At 59.8% G+C, this 15,684-nt stretch carries 14 protein-coding genes; 6 read left to right on the top strand and 8 right to left on the bottom strand.

Annotated elements, in window-relative coordinates; genetic code table 11:
* Positions 1–15: 15 nt before the first annotated feature.
* The 6 genes from O9X91_RS18370 to O9X91_RS18395 form a co-directional block, all read right to left on the bottom strand.
* On the bottom strand, positions 16–294 hold the full coding sequence (locus O9X91_RS18370) for a phosphopantetheine-binding protein (protein WP_142913214.1): 279 nt from the start codon (positions 292–294) through the stop codon (positions 16–18).
* A complete protein-coding gene (locus O9X91_RS18375) occupies positions 287–1,126 on the bottom strand; it encodes a siderophore-interacting protein (protein ID WP_142913212.1) in 840 nt (279 codons plus the stop codon). Before O9X91_RS18375 ends, O9X91_RS18370 begins: the two co-directional genes overlap by 8 nt.
* 235 nt (positions 1,127–1,361) lie before the next feature.
* Positions 1,362–2,315 (bottom strand): ABC transporter substrate-binding protein, encoded by a 954-nt coding sequence (locus O9X91_RS18380; RefSeq protein WP_142913211.1) that lies wholly within the window; start codon positions 2,313–2,315, stop codon positions 1,362–1,364.
* 23 nt (positions 2,316–2,338) lie between these two features.
* Positions 2,339–3,403: a FecCD family ABC transporter permease gene (locus O9X91_RS18385; RefSeq protein WP_142913209.1), complete on the bottom strand. Its 1,065-nt coding sequence runs from the start codon at positions 3,401–3,403 to the stop codon at positions 2,339–2,341.
* Positions 3,400–4,413 carry a FecCD family ABC transporter permease gene (locus O9X91_RS18390; protein WP_142913207.1) on the bottom strand — a complete coding sequence of 338 codons (1,014 nt, stop codon included), beginning with the start codon at positions 4,411–4,413 and terminating at the stop codon, positions 3,400–3,402. Before O9X91_RS18390 ends, O9X91_RS18385 begins: the two co-directional genes overlap by 4 nt.
* Positions 4,410–5,210, bottom strand: a complete 801-nt coding sequence (locus tag O9X91_RS18395) for an ABC transporter ATP-binding protein (RefSeq protein WP_142913205.1) — start codon at positions 5,208–5,210, stop codon at positions 4,410–4,412. Before O9X91_RS18395 ends, O9X91_RS18390 begins: the two co-directional genes overlap by 4 nt.
* Before the next feature lie 214 nt (positions 5,211–5,424).
* On the opposite strand from O9X91_RS18395, the gene O9X91_RS18400 reads away from it, so the two are divergent.
* Positions 5,425–6,726, top strand: coding sequence for an NtaA/DmoA family FMN-dependent monooxygenase (locus O9X91_RS18400; RefSeq protein WP_142913203.1), 1,302 nt, complete (start codon positions 5,425–5,427; stop codon positions 6,724–6,726).
* A gap of 2 nt (positions 6,727–6,728) precedes the next feature.
* On the opposite strand, the gene O9X91_RS18405 is transcribed toward O9X91_RS18400, so the two are convergent.
* Entirely contained in the window at positions 6,729–7,505 is a 777-nt protein-coding gene (locus tag O9X91_RS18405; protein WP_077984098.1) for an IclR family transcriptional regulator, read from the bottom strand.
* 270 nt (positions 7,506–7,775) lie between these two features.
* Between O9X91_RS18405 and O9X91_RS18410 the strand changes: the two genes are divergently transcribed.
* Positions 7,776–9,875 carry a TonB-dependent receptor gene (locus O9X91_RS18410; RefSeq protein WP_269833791.1) on the top strand — a complete coding sequence of 700 codons (2,100 nt, stop codon included), beginning with the start codon at positions 7,776–7,778 and terminating at the stop codon, positions 9,873–9,875.
* 81 nt (positions 9,876–9,956) lie between these two features.
* On the opposite strand, the gene O9X91_RS18415 is transcribed toward O9X91_RS18410, so the two are convergent.
* The gene (locus O9X91_RS18415; protein ID WP_236760909.1) at positions 9,957–11,072 is read right to left on the bottom strand and encodes an acyl-CoA dehydrogenase; all 1,116 of its coding nucleotides are present in this window, start codon (positions 11,070–11,072) and stop codon (positions 9,957–9,959) included.
* A 377-nt stretch (positions 11,073–11,449) separates the two neighbouring features.
* Between O9X91_RS18415 and O9X91_RS18420 the strand changes: the two genes are divergently transcribed.
* The 4 genes from O9X91_RS18420 (at position 11,450) to O9X91_RS18435 (ending at position 15,645) form a co-directional block, all read left to right on the top strand.
* Positions 11,450–12,322: a hypothetical protein gene (locus O9X91_RS18420; RefSeq protein ID WP_269833792.1), complete on the top strand. Its 873-nt coding sequence runs from the start codon at positions 11,450–11,452 to the stop codon at positions 12,320–12,322.
* Between the two features lie 188 nt (positions 12,323–12,510).
* Positions 12,511–13,437 (top strand): LysR family transcriptional regulator, encoded by a 927-nt coding sequence (locus tag O9X91_RS18425; protein ID WP_269827371.1) that lies wholly within the window; start codon positions 12,511–12,513, stop codon positions 13,435–13,437.
* Positions 13,438–13,564: 127 nt separating this feature from the next.
* Positions 13,565–14,626 carry a LacI family DNA-binding transcriptional regulator gene (locus O9X91_RS18430; RefSeq protein WP_269833793.1) on the top strand — a complete coding sequence of 354 codons (1,062 nt, stop codon included), beginning with the start codon at positions 13,565–13,567 and terminating at the stop codon, positions 14,624–14,626.
* Positions 14,623–15,645 carry an ABC transporter substrate-binding protein gene (locus O9X91_RS18435; protein ID WP_269833794.1) on the top strand — a complete coding sequence of 341 codons (1,023 nt, stop codon included), beginning with the start codon at positions 14,623–14,625 and terminating at the stop codon, positions 15,643–15,645. The genes O9X91_RS18430 and O9X91_RS18435 overlap by 4 nt, the downstream gene beginning before the upstream one ends.
* Positions 15,646–15,684 lie beyond the last annotated feature (39 nt).

Below are 15,684 nucleotides of genomic sequence, written 5' to 3' on the forward strand. Positions count from 1 at the left end.
TGCTGTGTCGTGAGATCAACGTCCCGCGCGCGACCGTTCGATGAGCGCCTGCCATGCGGCAAGCGTGGGCCGCCGGGTCAGATCCTCATAATCGAGCCGTGTTCCCGCAAGTTGTGAAAGCGGCGGCATCAGCCGCATGAGGGCAAGCGAATGAAGCCCGCGACCGAACAGGTTGTCCTCCGGTTCGATGTCGCGCACCTCATCGTCGAGAACCCTGGCGATAAGGGCCTTGAGTTCCGTCATCATCGTTTCCGCCTCCGGCATGGCGTCCGCCGCGATTACCGGTTCATTCATCGAAATGATCGTGAACGCCGCTGGCGCCGCGCCGCCAGTAACCGGAAGCGCGGGTCCATTTTGGGTTGGCGCCGAATTCTTCAACCAGAAGGGCGCGAACCTCCTTAGCAGCCTTCGATTCGCAGGCGACCCAGCTGAAAAAATCGCCCTTCGGCAGGTCAAGCTTGCGCAGAGCGCCCGCCAGCGCGTCGTGGTCGGTTCCGTTCTCCGTCTTTTGTGTCACCCAGACGATAGACGCATCCGCCTTCGTCGCGAGCTCCAGCCGGTCGGCATCCGTTTCGACCTCGATCAGCGCCACGACGCGGGTGCCTTCAGGCATTTCCTCCAGCCGCCGCGCCAGCGCCGGAAGGCCGGTATCGTCGGCGATCAGCAGGTGCCAGTCGTAGGTGAAGGGAACGGTGAAAGAGCCGCGCGGACCGGCGATCCACGCTTTGTCACCCGCTTTGGCGGCTTTCGCCCAATTGCTGGCGGGGCCGTCGTGATGGGTGGCGAAATCGATGGCGAGTTCGCCTTTTTCGGCATCGAAGCTGCGCGGCGTGTAGTCACGCGCCAGCGGGCGCGGCGCGCCTTGCGGGAACTCAAGGCCGTTCGGGCCGATCACCGGCAGGCTCGGTTCGGTTTCACCGGGCTGGGGGAAGAACATCTTGACGTGGTCGTCAAAACCGAGGCTCACAAAGCCCTCCAGTTCCGGCCCGATCAGGACGATGCGGACCATGGACCGGCTGAGCTTTTCGACGCGCGCGACATTGAGTGCGCGCAGCGCGACGGCGTGGCGATGGCGTTTTGGCGTGCGGTCCGGTGCTGCGGAACCTATCGTTTCTGGCATGCTCATGCTGTTGTCTTTCCTGGGATATCGCCGACGGGGTCGGCGGTATCGCTGTCCCGGGTCGGCGTGCCGGACGATCGCGCATTGGGGAGTCTCGCCCGGCGCGATATTCCGGCGTCGTTGCGTCAAGATGCGCGAACCATAACAGGCGGTTTCGGCCCCGGCAATATAACTTTCTCGAAAAACTCAAGTTTATACCCGGCACATAAATCGTGCCGGGATTGGCTTTGGATAACGCCGTTCAGCGGCGGCTGGCCCAGCTTTCCACTTCATCCAATGTGCGCAGGGCGCTCGGAATGGAAGGCGTCGTGACCTTGGTGGAATCGAGGAAAACGATCCTTTTCTCGCGCGCGGGTTTTACGAAACGCTCCCAGCCGGGAATGATCTTTTCAAGGGCGGCGCGCGTTCCGGCCTCACCGCGGGCGGGGCTGGTATAGCTGTTCATCACCACCAGCAAGTCGGGATTGAGCTTGCCGAAGGCATCGGCGCTGAGCGGCATCATCAGGGTCGAGCCCATTCCGCCCGAAGAGGCGGCGTTGTCGATCTTCAGGCGGGTATATCCCAGATCCTCCAGCGCCTGCACCGCGCCGGACATGTCACCCACCGCATTGATCTGGTCGGTCAGCAGGATCGCGAGATAGGTCTTGCCCTTGATATCGTCGCCCAGCGTCTTTTTGACCGTGGCAAGCTTCGTGTCATAGGTCTTCCGGCGCTCGGCAAAGACATCGCTTCGCCCGACCAGACCCGCAAGATCCTCCTCCACGCTGAAGCCATAGGCTTTACCGGCGCTTGCCTTTTGCAGATAGACGGGTGCGACGGTGGAAAGCTGTTCGGCCTTGCCGCCATCCATTTCCGTGGCGACGATCAGGTCCGGTTGCAGCGCCCGCAGCTTCTCGAGATCGATCTGGCCGACAGCGCCGAAACCCTTCGGTTTCGTGCGGCCTTCACCGAGAACGGTGTCGACGAAATCGACGGCGGTGGCGAATTTGCCGTCGCTGTTGCGGCCATAGGCGCCAACCACATTGGCGCCGAGATCCATCAGCGGCACGCCGAGCAGCGGCTCGTGCATGACGACGATACGCTGCGGCTTTTCCGGAACGGAGACGGTGCGGCCGGCGGCATCGGTCACGCTGCGCTCGGCGGCGAGACTCGTTCCGGCGGCCAGAAGTGCGGCGATGAGGATGGCAATTCGCATGGCATTCCCTTTATTTAATGTCTTCAGTGGCTATCGGTTCTGCGCAGCGCCTGTAGGCGCAGCGTGAGGATGAAAAGCGGCACGCCGATCAGCGTCAGCGCAAGGCCGATCGGCATCGGTGTATCGGCGACAAGCCCGCGCGACAGCGTATCGGCGGTGACGACCAGAATGCCGCCGGTCAGCCCCGACAGGAAAAGCCTGGCGCGGCCGACGGCGGGCGAAACGAAAGTGGCGAGATGCGGGGCGATGACACCGAGAAAGGTCAGCGGGCCAACCGCGGTAACGGAGGAAGCGCTGAGGATCACCGCAAAAACAATGACGAGCGGACGCGAGTGCCTGACCGTTTCCCCCAGTGCCATGGCCATTTCATTTCCGAGATCGAAGACGGCAAGTGCGCGCCCGATGAGGAAAATGCCGGCAAGGCTTGCGGCAAAGAGCGGCGCGAAAACGGTGATGGTCGGCCAGCTTGCCTGAAACAGCGAACCCGCCATCCAGTCGGCCAGCGACAGCGAGGTTTCGGCCGGCGTGTAGAGCAGAAGCACGGAGGAGACGGAGGAGAGCGCCGATTCAATTGCAATGCCCATCAGCAATATGGCAAGGCCGCTTGAGCGTTCCCGCCCGACGAGCGCGATGAGAAGGAAGGCGACAGCCAGACCGCCACCGACCGCCGCAAGCGCCACCAGCGTCTTGGGGGCCGTCGGCACCAGCACCAGAAGCAGCATGATGGTGGTCATCGACCCCTGGCTCAGACCGAACAGGCCGGGATCGGCGAGCGGATTGCGGGCGACGGATTGCAGCATCGCGCCCGCCAGCGCCACGCTCCAGCCGGCCATGAAACCGATGAGGATCCGCGGCAGCCGCACCGTCCACAGCGCATAGGCCTGATCGTCGCCGAGATGCCCGCCTACCAATCCGCGCAGGAGATCGGCGAGGCCCGTTTCGGTATTGCCGAGGCTGACGGACAGGGCGGCCAGCGCCAGTGCCAGCACCATCAGCGCAAGGCCGACTTTCAGATTGCCGATCCTGATCTGCAGGCCACTCGGCAGCCGCAGCACCGCTTTGCCGTCGGTGGCGAAATGCCGTTTCATGACAGCCCCCTTGCCGAAGGCGACAGATAGAAGCGCTTGACTATGACGATGAAGACGAGGCCGCCGAGCAGGTCCATGAACAGCCCGGTATTGACCACATAGGGTGCAAAAAGGGTTTGCGCGCCAAGATCGGCCAGCATGCAGAGGCCCGCGCCGACAAGCGCGGAGGCCGGCAGGGCAAGCGTGAAATTCACGCCGACCAGCGGCCGGATCATATGCGGCACGATGAGGCCGACGAAACCGATGGGGCCGCAGATCGCCACCGCCGAACCCGAGGCCAGCATGGTGGCGAAGAGCGCGACCCGGGAAATGCGCGTGACATTCACACCGGCGGAAGCGGCCTTTTCGGTGCCCAGCAGAACCAGCGTCAGCGGCCGGGCGATCGCCCACAACATGACGAGCGCAATCGCACCGACCCACCAGAAATCGGTGAGCCGCTCGGCATAGACGTGGTTGATATTGCCGCCTACCCAGCTCAGGAATTCGGCACGGCGTGTGGGGTTGGAAAGAAGAAGGGCGTTGGTCACGCCGATCAGCAGCATGGAAACCAGCGCGCCGGAAAGGATGAGCGACAGGCCGCGCGGATCGTTTGCCCGCCCGGCGAGACGCGCGACGACGAAGCAGGCGGCAAAACCGAAGCCGGCGCCAACAAGCGCCGCAAGGCCCTGTATTTCCGGAGAGACATCGAACACCAGCGCGCCGGCAATCACAAAGAGCGTCGCGCCGGCATTCAGTCCCAAGGTGGAGGGCGAGGCGAGGGGATTGCGTGCAAGCCCCTGCAGCACACAGCCGCTGACGGCCGTCGTCGCCCCCACATAGATCGCAATCAACGAGCGTGGGATCTGCTGATAGAGAAGCACCGACTGCTCATAGGTATCGGCCTCGCCGCGCCAGAGCGTCGCCACGATTTCGGCCGGCGGCATGTCGCCAGACATGACCAGCAGATTGATGGCGAGGATGGCGGCCAGCAGCAGCGCGGCGGCGAAAATCAGCGTTATTTTCGGGGTCATGCCGGAATGGCCTGTTCCTGCCGCTCCAGCCGGGGCACGCAGATGAGCCGCCCCTGCCGGGAGAAGATATCGGCTTCGAGATCGAAGACCTCGGCGACATTTTCGGGCGTGACCGTTCTTTCCACCGGCCCCGACGCCACAACCCGCCCGGCTTTCAGCATGATGACATCGTCGGCGAAAGTGGCGGCGAGGTTGAGATCGTGCAGCACGACGATGACGGTCTTGCCATGCCTGTCCGACAGTTCGCGCACGAGGCCGAGAACGGCATATTGATATTTCATGTCGAGATGATTGACCGGCTCGTCCATCAGGATCACGTCCGTATCCTGCGCCAGCACCATGGCGATGAAGGCGCGCTGGCGCTGGCCGCCGGACAGCGTGTTGACCTGCGCTTTCGCCTTGTCTTCCAGCCCGACGGTCTTCAGCGCCTCGGCAAAAAGCGCGCGGTCGCGTTCGGTCGGTCCGCCCGCAAGCCCGTAACGGGCGTAACCGGCAAGCTCGATCAGCTCACCGAGCGTCATATAGTCAGGGCAATGGCACTCCTGCGGCAGATAGGCGACGCGCCGCGCCAGTTTCCGGCGTCCGATCTCGCCGATCGAGCGCTCGCCAAGTCTTATTGCCCCCGACGACAAAGGCACGAAACCCATGATGGTCTTCAACAGCGTCGACTTGCCGCAGCCATTGGGGCCGACCAGCGCGGTGACGCGGCCTGCTCTGAAACGGGCGGAAAGCCCCCGCAGGGCGGAAACATGTCCATAGCTGGCGTGAAGGTCCGTGGCGTCAAGCACCGGATACAACTCCTGTTATTCATGCGCCCATGCGTCGAGACGCCGCACGGTCGTTATAAGTATTTGAATTTCAATATCGAACCCGTGGAAAAAGCATTTCTTTCCAGCGGGCGCGACGGTGTGGTCTTGAAGCGACACTAAACTATAGTAAAACTCTCCACAAATCGAAATTTGCCGATTCAACGCGCGGATTTCCTGCCGGTTATTTCAGTCGAGGTGCATCATGTCAGTCACAGCCAAGCTTCATGTCGGCATGTCGCTGGCCCCAACATGGCTCAGCGGCGAAGCCTGGCGGCGCGCGGACAGTGATATAAGCGGGGTGTTTTCCAGCGATTATTTCGTCGATCTGGCGCAGCGCGCTGAAGCCGCGCATGTGGATTTCGTGTTTCGGCCAGATACGCTTTTTCTGCGCACCGAGGGGCTGGAGACCGGCGGAGGATTTGCCAGCATGGACCCGACCATGCTTCTTGCGGCCATTGCACGGGAAACCAGCCATGTCGGGTTGTTGTCCACCGTTTCGACCACATTTCTGCCGCCCTATGTGGTCGCCCGCCAGATCCAGTCGCTGAACTGGCTGAGCAATGGCAGGGCGGGGTGGAATATCGTCACGGCGCTTGACGGGCACGAAAATTTCGGTCTGACAGAGATGCCTTCGCCGCAGGAGCGTTACGAGCGCGCCGCCGAATTCACGCAGGTGGTGAAAGCGCTATGGGCGAGTTTTCCGAACGAAGCTCTCAAACTCGACCGGGAAAGCGGGCGGTTCGCCGATTCTTCGCTGGTGCATCCGGTGGCGCATGAGGGCAGGCATTTCAGCGTCAAAGGCCCGCTCAACCTGCCGGCCCATGCCAGCCGTATTCCGCTCGTGCAGGCGGGCGCCTCTCCCGAGGGCCGCGATTTCGCTTCGTCGGTGGCCGATGCTGTCTTTGCCTCCACACCGGACATGCAGGCGGCCATCGAACTCAGGGCGGATTTGCGGCGGCGTGCCGAGGGCCACGGCCGCAACCCCGACGGGGTGAAGATGATGCCGGGCCTCAGCCTCTATCTGGCGGAGACCGGCAGGGAGGCGCTGGAACTCTTTACGGAGACCCACGCCCGCGCCAACCGCTCCCGCGCCTTTGCCTCCATTCGCGATATGACGGGTCTTGATCTCACGGACTGGCCGCTCACGCGGATCGTTACCGCCTCCGACCTGCCGCCGCCGCCCGAGACACCGCGAAGCCGCACCCATGCCGGCCTGCTGCGCCGGCTGATCGAGCGGGAGACGCTGAGTGTTGCGGAATTATTGCGGCGTCCGGAAGTGATGGGGTCGGGCCATTGGCAGATCATCGGCACCGTTGAAGATGCCTTTGAGGCCATCCGTGAATGGGCGGCTGCCGGGGCGATCGACGGTTTCGTCGCGGTGCCCGGAGGTTCGGTGGCGTCCATGCGGCTGGTGCTGGAGCGGCTGTTGCCGAAGCTCGCCGATGCCGGGCTTTTCCGCACGGCCTATTCCGGCCGCACCTTTGCGGAACATCTGGCCGAATAGGCTTACGCGCCGCCGGATTCGGCCGTCGCCTGTCCGGCGGCTTCGATCAGCCGGGAAAAATGCCGTTCGGTCTCAGCGGTTGCGACAAAGGATACGGTGGTGACGACACAACAGAGTTCGCCCTGTGCGTCGAAAACCGGCGCGGCCTTGCCCGTCAGGGCGGAGAACAGATGTTCATTGAGTTCCGCGCCACCCGCTTCACGGATGGTTTCCAGAATGCCGGCATCGGGACGGGAGCCGCGAAAAGCGGCCGGTTGCAACCTGCGCACGGCGGCGATCCTGTCCGGCGGCAGGTAGGCCTGGAAAACCAGCCCGCAGGCGCTGTTGTCGAGCGGCAGAACATCGCCGAGCGCCACGGTGCTGATGGAAAAGCTAGCGCTTCTCGCCCATCGCACCACGGTCGGGCCGCGTTCGGTCCAGATCGCCACGCCGCAGCTGGCGCCGATCCTGGAGGCAAGCGCATTCATCTGGCGGCCGGCGGTTTCGACCGGATTGATTCGCCTGAGCGCGCTGATGCCTATTCCGAGCGCCGCGGGTCCGAGATCGTAACTACCGCTTGCGGGATCCTGTATCACTAGTCCTTCCCGCACGAGGCTCTGCATATAGCGATGCGCCGTGGAGCGGCCGGTGCCGGCGCGTTTGGCCAGTTCGCCCAGGGCAAGCGCCGTATCCGATCTGGCAAGCAGATTGAGAAAACGCGCCGCGATCGACACTGACTGGATGAGGGCCGAGCGCTTTTCGCCCTCGTTTTCCGGCAGATTGTCCGTATCGTCATCCATGGCGTTCAAGCCCGTTCCCCCGTTTTGTTGAGCATGCCTAACGCATCGGGCCGGAAATCGGAATCGATTTCTGCGGACGGAATTATGCTGTTCCCTTTCGAAACGCTGCGGGTGCACAAGCGGCGGCGGGTAAACTTTGTTGTAAATATGGCACATCCCGTTACGGAAGCCTTTTTGTCCGCAATACAGAACGCATTCTCTATTGCGAAACGGATAACGCTTCCGTTACTTGAAGATGACTTTAATACTCATGTTTATTAGGGGTTTGTGATGGGGTTCAGTTCTAACGGTCGTTTGATGAGCGGGGTCAGCGCTCTGACGCTGGCGACATTATTTGTGACGCCGGTTCTCGGTCAGGATCAGCAGGCTGATGCGGCGGGCACCACCGTCTTGAAGCCGATCGTGGTGACCGGTGAAAAAGTGGCGCGCGACATGAAGAACACGGCGTCGTCCGTCTCTGTCAAATCCGCCGAGGAAATCAGAAAAGAAAAGACCGGCGACCCGACCGTATCGGAAGCGATCAAGGATATTCCGAACGTCGTTTACACCGACAATGTCAGCGCCCCGATCATTCGCGGTCTGGATACGCAGGGCCCGAATACGGGCGCGACGGCATTTTTCGCCGGCACCGTGCCACGCGCCACCATCAATGTGGACGGCCACTATCTCGGTTATAACGAATTCATCTATGGCGCGACTTCCATCTGGGACGTTGAAAGCATCGAAGTTTTCCGTGGCCCACAAACCACCTCGCAGGGCGCCAACGCCATTGCCGGCGCGATCGTCGTCAACACGAAGGATCCGACATTCACGCCGGAAGCCTCCTATCAGGCAGAAATCGGAAATTACCACCAGAAGCGGGCCTCATTTGCGCTTTCGGGTCCGCTCGTCGAGGATCAGCTGGCGGCGCGTCTGGCGGTTGATTATTCCGGCCGCGACACTTTCATCGACTATATCAATTCGGGATTCGCGCATGCGGGCACGGATCAGGACTTCAAGGAGTTCAACGCGCGTTTCAAGCTTCTGTGGGAACCGCCGGAGATTCCCGGGCTGACGACCAAGCTTACCTATTCCTATAATGCCGCCAACCGACCGAGCCAGGAAGCGGCGTCGCGTCCTTTCGAGGATCTCAATCACGTCACCACCACCATGCCAAGCTGGAGCCAGAACACCCACACCGGTATTCTCGACATCAATTATGATTTCGAGAACGGCGTGAAACTCTTCAACCAGACGCAGTTCTCCGCTTCGGACGCCAGACGCCGGGTTGGTGTCGTGAACAACGGCGATGCGGATATCGACCAGACGAACGCTTCTCACGAAACACGCGTGACCTTCGGTGACCAGGAAGACGTGCTGAGCGGTGTCGCGGGTATTTATTACGCGCATAGTCAGGCTGACGAGCTTCTTCGACTTACAGGGCGATTTAACAATAGTCTTTCGACGTTCGACGACACCAAGGACAATCTCGGCATCTTCAGCGAGCTGAGCTATCGTCTTACGGACCAGTGGACAATGACCGGCGGCCTGCGTTACCAGACCGACCGCATCCAGCGTTCGGGTCGCTCGGTTTATTCAGCCCGTGCGGTGGATTTTGACGAGACCTTTTCCGAACTGCTGCCCAAGGCATCTCTCGCTTATGCGATCAATGACGACTGGACCGTCGGCGGCATGATCAGCCGTGGTTATAATCCCGGCGGTATTTCGCTGAACATCTCGTCGGGACAATGGTTGCCGTTCGAGAAGGAAACCATATGGAATTACGAGCTTTATACACGTGCGAAAATACTGGATGACCGGCTGACGCTCAACGGCAACCTGTTCTACATGGACTACAAGAACGCCCAGTACAATATTCCGGTCGTCATCTCATCCGGCATCACCCAGTCCTACACCATCAATGCGCAGAAGGCGCATGCTTATGGTCTGGAACTCGGCGCCGACTATCACGTTCTCGACAATCTGACGCTGAAGGCGAGCGCGGGCGTGCTGAAGACCGAGATTGATGAGATTTCCAGCAATAACAGCTATGCCGGAAATGAATTCGCGAAATCGCCCGGCTTCATGTTCAGCGTCGGCGCGAGTTGGGATGTGACAGACAAGTTCACCGTCTCGGGACAGGTGCGCCATATTGACGGCTATTATTCCGACACGGCCAATACGGCTGCCTATGCCATCGATCCCTATACGATCGCCGATGTGCGCGCGAGCTACAGGTTCCAGGAAGAGATGGAGGTTTATGCCTATGTCAAGAACATCTTCGACGAGCGTGCGCCCACCTATATGCAGCAGAACCGCGGCATTGGCGGCATCGAGGCCAGCATGACCGAACCGCGCATGTTCGGCGTCGGTATTCGCGGCACGTTCTGAGCGATTGCCGGATTTGAAAGCAAAAGGCCTTCGAAGTGATCTTCGAAGGCCTTTTTTTGATGAAACGACGCGGAGAAAGCCTTAGAAAAACGCCTGAATGCCCGTCTGCGCCCTGCCGAGGATCAGCGCGTGGACGTCATGGGTCCCCTCATAGGTGTTGACCGTCTCTAGGTTCTGGGCGTGGCGCATGACGTGATATTCGATCTGGATGCCGTTGCCGCCATGCATGTCGCGCGCCTGGCGTGCGATATCCAGCGCCTTGCCGCAATTGTTGCGCTTGACGATGGAGATCATTTCCGGCGCCATCTTGTGTTCGTCCATCAGTTGGCCGACGCGCAGCGACGCCTGAAGGCCGAGCGCAATCTCGGTCTGCATGTCGGCGAGCTTCTTCTGGTAAAGCTGCATGCCGGCGAGCGGCTTGCCGAACTGCTTGCGGTCGAGACCATATTGCCGGGCGCGGAACCAGCAATCTTCCGCCGCACCCATGACACCCCAGGAAATGCCGTAACGCGCACGGTTGAGGCAGCCGAACGGGCCTTTCAGGCCAGAAACATTGGGCAGCAGCGCGTCTTCGCCCACTTCCACACCGTCCAGAACGATCTCGCCGGTGATGGAGGCGCGCAGCGACAGCTTGCCGCCGATCTTGGGCGCCGAGAGGCCCTTCATGCCCTTTTCGAGCACGAAGCCCCTGATCTGATTGTCATGGGCTTCCGATTTCGCCCAGACGACGAAGACATCGGCGATTGGCGCGTTGGAAATCCACATTTTCGAACCGCGCAGGCGATAGCCACCGGCAATCTTTTCAGCCCGGGTCTTCATGCCACCGGGATCGGAGCCGGCATCCGGCTCGGTGAGGCCGAAACAGCCGATCAGCTCGCCGGAGACGAGGCCGGGCAGATATTTCTTCTTCTGCTCGTCCGAGCCATAGGCGAAGATCGGATGGATGACGAGCGAGGACTGCACGCTCATCATAGAGCGGTATCCGCTGTCGATCCGCTCAACTTCACGGGCGACGAGACCATAGGCCACGTAACTTGCATTGGCCGCGCCGTATTCTTCCGGCAGGGTGACGCCGAGAAGGCCGGTGCGGCCCATCAGGCGGAACAGTTCCGGTTCGGTGGTCTCGGAAAGATAGGCTTCGGAGACACGCGGCAAGAGTTCTGATTTGCCGAAGGCGGCCGCGGCGTCGCGGATCATCCGCTCGTTGTCGTTCAGTTGGTCTTCGAGCAGAAAAGGGTCCTGCCAATTGAATGCTGCGTGTTCGCTCACGTGATGCCTCCGGATTTGCTGGCCGGATTATTGGTATTCGAGCCAGTCGGCACAAGCCATGTTTACTCATTTTTGCATTACATATAGTAATAACTGAAAATATCAGAAATGTTATTTTTCAATAGCTTGACAATGTATAGTGGCTCCAGAAGGCCGCGTTTGTTTACGCGATGAACGCGAGGTGTTGACTGTGTTTGGAGGTTAATAAAGGAGTTCTGCCGGTATTGCTGTGGATTCATGTACTGCGCGAGAGAAAGTTCCAATGTCTTGCCTTATAGATTGTGTATCAACTCGAAGAGTGAGTCATGGCCGCACTACCCATTCGCGTTCAATTCGGTTCTGTAAAAATAACTCTCAGCGCGGTACGGCGCCTTTGGCTTGACTTGAATGCTGAGGTCCAAGAGCAGAGAAAGATTGAGCAGCACGACGCAAATGTTCACATCCCAGTGGGTGAAAGTTCGCCGGAATTGGACGAAGCGTATCGGGTGGCGTGTATTGTAAACTACTCTGATAACGCTCGAGAAATATTTTATAGCACCGACGAGTTGTCTACGCCGCATGAGGGTGCTCAGATTTCTCAGATTATACTTACCAACATTCTACCCTATCGCCAACGGATGAACGGAGGAGAGCCGTTCCATCAATTTGAGATACTTCTCGACTTCACGACGCCGAGTCTCGTTGAGGTTTCCGCGTCTCATTCTGAACCCACTGCCAACGCGAGCGGATTTCATTTAGGTGGTAATCGATCCGGTTGGCGCGCGGGTATTGATAGTGCAGTAAGAAAGCACATTAAGGAGCGAAATAGGTTGTGGACGTGGTTCCACGGACGATTCACCTATGATCTATTTCTGGCGGTTATAGGCCTTCCTTTTGCTCTTTACGCTTGCTGGCGTCTTGCCCCTCTCGTCGAGAAAGTCTTCAGCGGCATGAATTCCGTCGTCGTTGGCGGTGCCTATATATACATCGCATTTTGTTCGCTGTGGTTATACAGGATAGCTTTCGCTTATGTTCGATGGGCATTTCCCAAAGTCGAGCTTGTCGATCAAGCTACTCCGTCAAAAACACATCGTACAATTTTGGGTGGCGTCGGTGTGTTTGTTATTAGTACTTTTACAGCAAGCGTATTGGATATTCCCTTCATTGGGCAGATCGCCGGAATATTTTTAACGCGATAGACGTTACATTATTTCGCTGGGGACAATTGCGCCACAGCTCTCTTCAGGTTGCGGCTTGCTTCATGCATAGTTGATGTCGTTGTCCTTAGGGGGGTGTTGAGGTGATGATTGTTCGGTTTTAAAAAAAGATTCTGCGGACCTCATGCTCCGAAGTGGAATATTATCTACATTACATATAGTAATGGCTCATGACGTCTCTCAGCCGTAAACTCCTGCCCTCCACCAGCGCGCTCGCCGCCTTCGATTCCGTGGCCCGGCTCGGCAGCTTTTCCGCCGCCGCCGATGAGCTTGCCCTGACGCAAGGGGCGATCAGCCGGCAGGTTATGTCACTGGAAGAACAGCTTGGCGTGCGCCTGTTCGAACGCGGCGCACGCGGGGTTGCACTGACGACCGAGGGCCGCGCCTATGCAAAATCGATTGCCGCAGCCCTTGGCGAGATACGCTCCGCATCGTTGCACATCATGACCAAAACGCATGGCAATACGCTGAATCTTGCCATGCTGCCCACCTTCGGCACCCGCTGGCTTTTGCCGCGTATCCCGGATTTCGTGACGAGCCACCCCGAAATCACCATCAATTTCGCCACACGCATCGGCCAGTTCGACTTCGAGCGCGAGCAGCTGGATATGGCGATCCATATCGGTCAGGCCGACTGGCCGGGGGCGGAAAGCACCTTTCTGATGCATGAAATGGTCGCGCCGGTGTGCAGCCCGCAATTCCTCAGCGCCCATCCCGTGGAAAAGGGAGAGGATATCGCCGCCCTGCCGCTTTTGCACATGGCCTCGCGGCCGGGCGCATGGGGCCACTGGTTCGAAAGCCTCGGCCTGTCACTCGCCTTGCCGCAGGGCATGCGGTTCGAACAGTTTTCCAGCGTGGCGCAGGCCTGTATCGCCGGACTGGGCGTGGCGCTGATGCCGCTTTTCCTGATCGATAACGAGCTGAAATCGAAACAACTGGTGAAAGCCTTCGATCATCAGGCCAGAAGCCCCAGCTCCTATTATGCGGTGGCGCCGCTTTCGCGCGCCAATCACGTTCCGGTCGTGCTGTTTCGTGACTGGCTGGTGCGGCAGGTGGAAGCTTACCGCACAGCGAATAGCGACGACCCACAAAAATAATCGCACTTTTTTCGGGCAGTTAGACTTTATGCCCGGGTTTTCGCCGATTTTGTCCTCCACCGGACTCGACAGGGCGGCCTTGCTCTATTATCGTGATTAAACGTTTAATCAGCCTTTCCGGAACATTATGGCGTCGTCACGGCCTGCCACCAATCTGAGCGCGATAGCAGCGGCACTCGGCGTGTCGGCGGCAACCGTGTCCAATGCGCTGTCGGGCAAGGGCCGCGTTTCGCCGGAGTTGGTGGAGCGCATTCGCAAGACGGCAAGCGAGCTGGGCTACGTGCCGAGTTCAGCGGGCAGGGCGCTTCGCACCGGCAAAAGCGGTGTTCTGGGGCTGGTGCTGCCGGATATTGCCAATCCTCTCTTTCCGCAGATCGCGCAGGCCATCGAGAAGGCGGCCGTCACTGCCGGTTACGGTGTGCTGATCGCCGACTCGCGCGGTGAAATCGCCATGCAGACGGATGCGATCAACCGGCTGGTCGAACGCGGTGTGGATGGCATGGTTATCGTTCCCCGCCGCGGCACCCGCATTGCCGATGTCGATTGCCCCGTCGCGGTGATCGACAGCCCCTCGACGCCCGGCAACACGGTCGCCGCCGACCATTGGGATGGCGGCTGGCAGGTCGGCGACTATCTGGCCGGGCTTGGCCATCGCAAGGTGGTGCTGGTGGGCAAGAACCGCGATTCCAACGTGCAGAACGACCGTCTCGGCGGCATTCGCGATGGTCTTGGCAAGGCTTGCGTGACGCAGACGCTCTGGGTGGACGCTATTGAAAAGGCTGACGGTGCGGGTTGCCGGCTTGGTCTTGCAAAGAAGGTTGCCGAAGGGTTCACCGCCTTTGCCGCCGTCTCCGATCTGCATGCGCTGCGCGTGCTCACCGAATTGCAGCGCGAGGGCATCGAGGTGCCGGAAGAGGCCAGTGTCACCGGCTTCGACGATCTCATCTTTTCCGCCGTTGTCACCCCGCCGCTCACGACCATGCGCATGGATATGGGCCGCATCGCCGATCTCGCTGTCGGCGCGCTGCTGCGCGCGATCGACGGCGCGGGCGAAAACGGCGTCGCCGTCGATGTGGCGGCGGACATCTCGAAAGTACCGATGGCGCTGATCATGCGCGGCTCCACCGGCAAGGCAAAGCATGATGCGATTGAAGCCAAAAAAACGACAGCAGGAGAACTCACACCATGAAAAAGATCATTTTTGCATCGGGCGCCGCCCTAATGTTTACGATGGGCGCCGCGCAGGCGCAGGACAAGGCGCTGACGATTTCCGTCTACGCCTTCGCGCAGGACGAATTCAAGGAACTGGTCTATACGCCGTTCGAAAAGCAATGCGGCTGCAAGCTGGTCGTCGAGACCGGCAACAGCGTTGAGCGTCTGGCCAAGATGGAGGCCAACAAGGCCAATCCGGTGGTCGATCTCGCCATCGTTTCCATGGCGGATGCGCTGTCGGCCGCCCGCAAGGACCTGATCCAGAAGATCGACGCGTCCAAGGTTCCGAATATCGAAAAGCTCTATGACATCGCCAAGGATCCGAATGGCGACGGCATGAGCGTCGGCGTCAATTTCTACGCCACGTCAATCGTTTACCGCACCGACAAGATGAAGATCGACAGCTGGGCCGATCTTTTGAAGGACGATATCGTCGACCACGTCGCTTTCCCGAATGTCACCACCAACCAGGGCCCGCCGGCGCTCTATATGCTCGGCAAGGCCATCGGCAAGGATACGGCCGATCTTTCCGGCGCTATCGAGGCCGTGGGTGAAAAGAAGGACGATATCGTCACCTTCTACGTCAAGTCGTCGCAGCTCGTGCAGCTGATGCAGCAGGAAGAAATCTGGGCAGCCCCCATCGGCCGCTTCTCCTGGGCGCCTTTCACCAAGCTCGATCTGCCGCTTGCCTGGGCAACACCCAAGGAAGGCCAGACCGGCGGCATGAATGTGCTCGTGGTGCCGAAGGGCACGAAGAACGAAGATTTAGCGTTGCAGTTCATGGATTTCTGGCTCTCGACCGATATTCAGAAGGCGCTGGCCGAAAAGCTGGTGGACAGCCCGACCAACAGGGAAGTCAAGGTTTCCGACGAGGTGGCGAACAACATCACCTATGGCGACGAAACAGCAAAAAGCCTGCAGCTCATTCCTTCCGACGTAACGCTCGATAACCGCGACAAGTGGCTGTCGGAGTGGAACGCGAAGGTCGGTCAGTAAGGCCTTCACCGTTTGGAATGGGGCATCGTCCGGAAGGGC

Origin of the sequence: Agrobacterium salinitolerans, assembly GCF_027498475.1 — a bacterium.
GTDB lineage: Bacteria > Pseudomonadota > Alphaproteobacteria > Rhizobiales > Rhizobiaceae > Agrobacterium > Agrobacterium salinitolerans.

Coding starts and splice junctions, on each gene's coding strand:
- O9X91_RS18370 (WP_142913214.1), bottom strand. CDS start 294: ATGAATGAACCGGTAATCGCGGCGGACGCCATGCCGGAGGCGGAAACG.
- O9X91_RS18375 (WP_142913212.1), bottom strand. CDS start 1,126: ATGAGCATGCCAGAAACGATAGGTTCCGCAGCACCGGACCGCACGCCA.
- O9X91_RS18380 (WP_142913211.1), bottom strand. CDS start 2,315: ATGCGAATTGCCATCCTCATCGCCGCACTTCTGGCCGCCGGAACGAGT.
- O9X91_RS18385 (WP_142913209.1), bottom strand. CDS start 3,403: ATGAAACGGCATTTCGCCACCGACGGCAAAGCGGTGCTGCGGCTGCCG.
- O9X91_RS18390 (WP_142913207.1), bottom strand. CDS start 4,413: ATGACCCCGAAAATAACGCTGATTTTCGCCGCCGCGCTGCTGCTGGCC.
- O9X91_RS18400 (WP_142913203.1), top strand. CDS start 5,425: ATGTCAGTCACAGCCAAGCTTCATGTCGGCATGTCGCTGGCCCCAACA.
- O9X91_RS18405 (WP_077984098.1), bottom strand. CDS start 7,505: ATGGATGACGATACGGACAATCTGCCGGAAAACGAGGGCGAAAAGCGC.
- O9X91_RS18410 (WP_269833791.1), top strand. CDS start 7,776: ATGGGGTTCAGTTCTAACGGTCGTTTGATGAGCGGGGTCAGCGCTCTG.
- O9X91_RS18415 (WP_236760909.1), bottom strand. CDS start 11,072: ATGATCCGCGACGCCGCGGCCGCCTTCGGCAAATCAGAACTCTTGCCG.
- O9X91_RS18420 (WP_269833792.1), top strand. CDS start 11,450: ATGGCCGCACTACCCATTCGCGTTCAATTCGGTTCTGTAAAAATAACT.
- O9X91_RS18425 (WP_269827371.1), top strand. CDS start 12,511: ATGACGTCTCTCAGCCGTAAACTCCTGCCCTCCACCAGCGCGCTCGCC.
- O9X91_RS18430 (WP_269833793.1), top strand. CDS start 13,565: ATGGCGTCGTCACGGCCTGCCACCAATCTGAGCGCGATAGCAGCGGCA.
- O9X91_RS18435 (WP_269833794.1), top strand. CDS start 14,623: ATGAAAAAGATCATTTTTGCATCGGGCGCCGCCCTAATGTTTACGATG.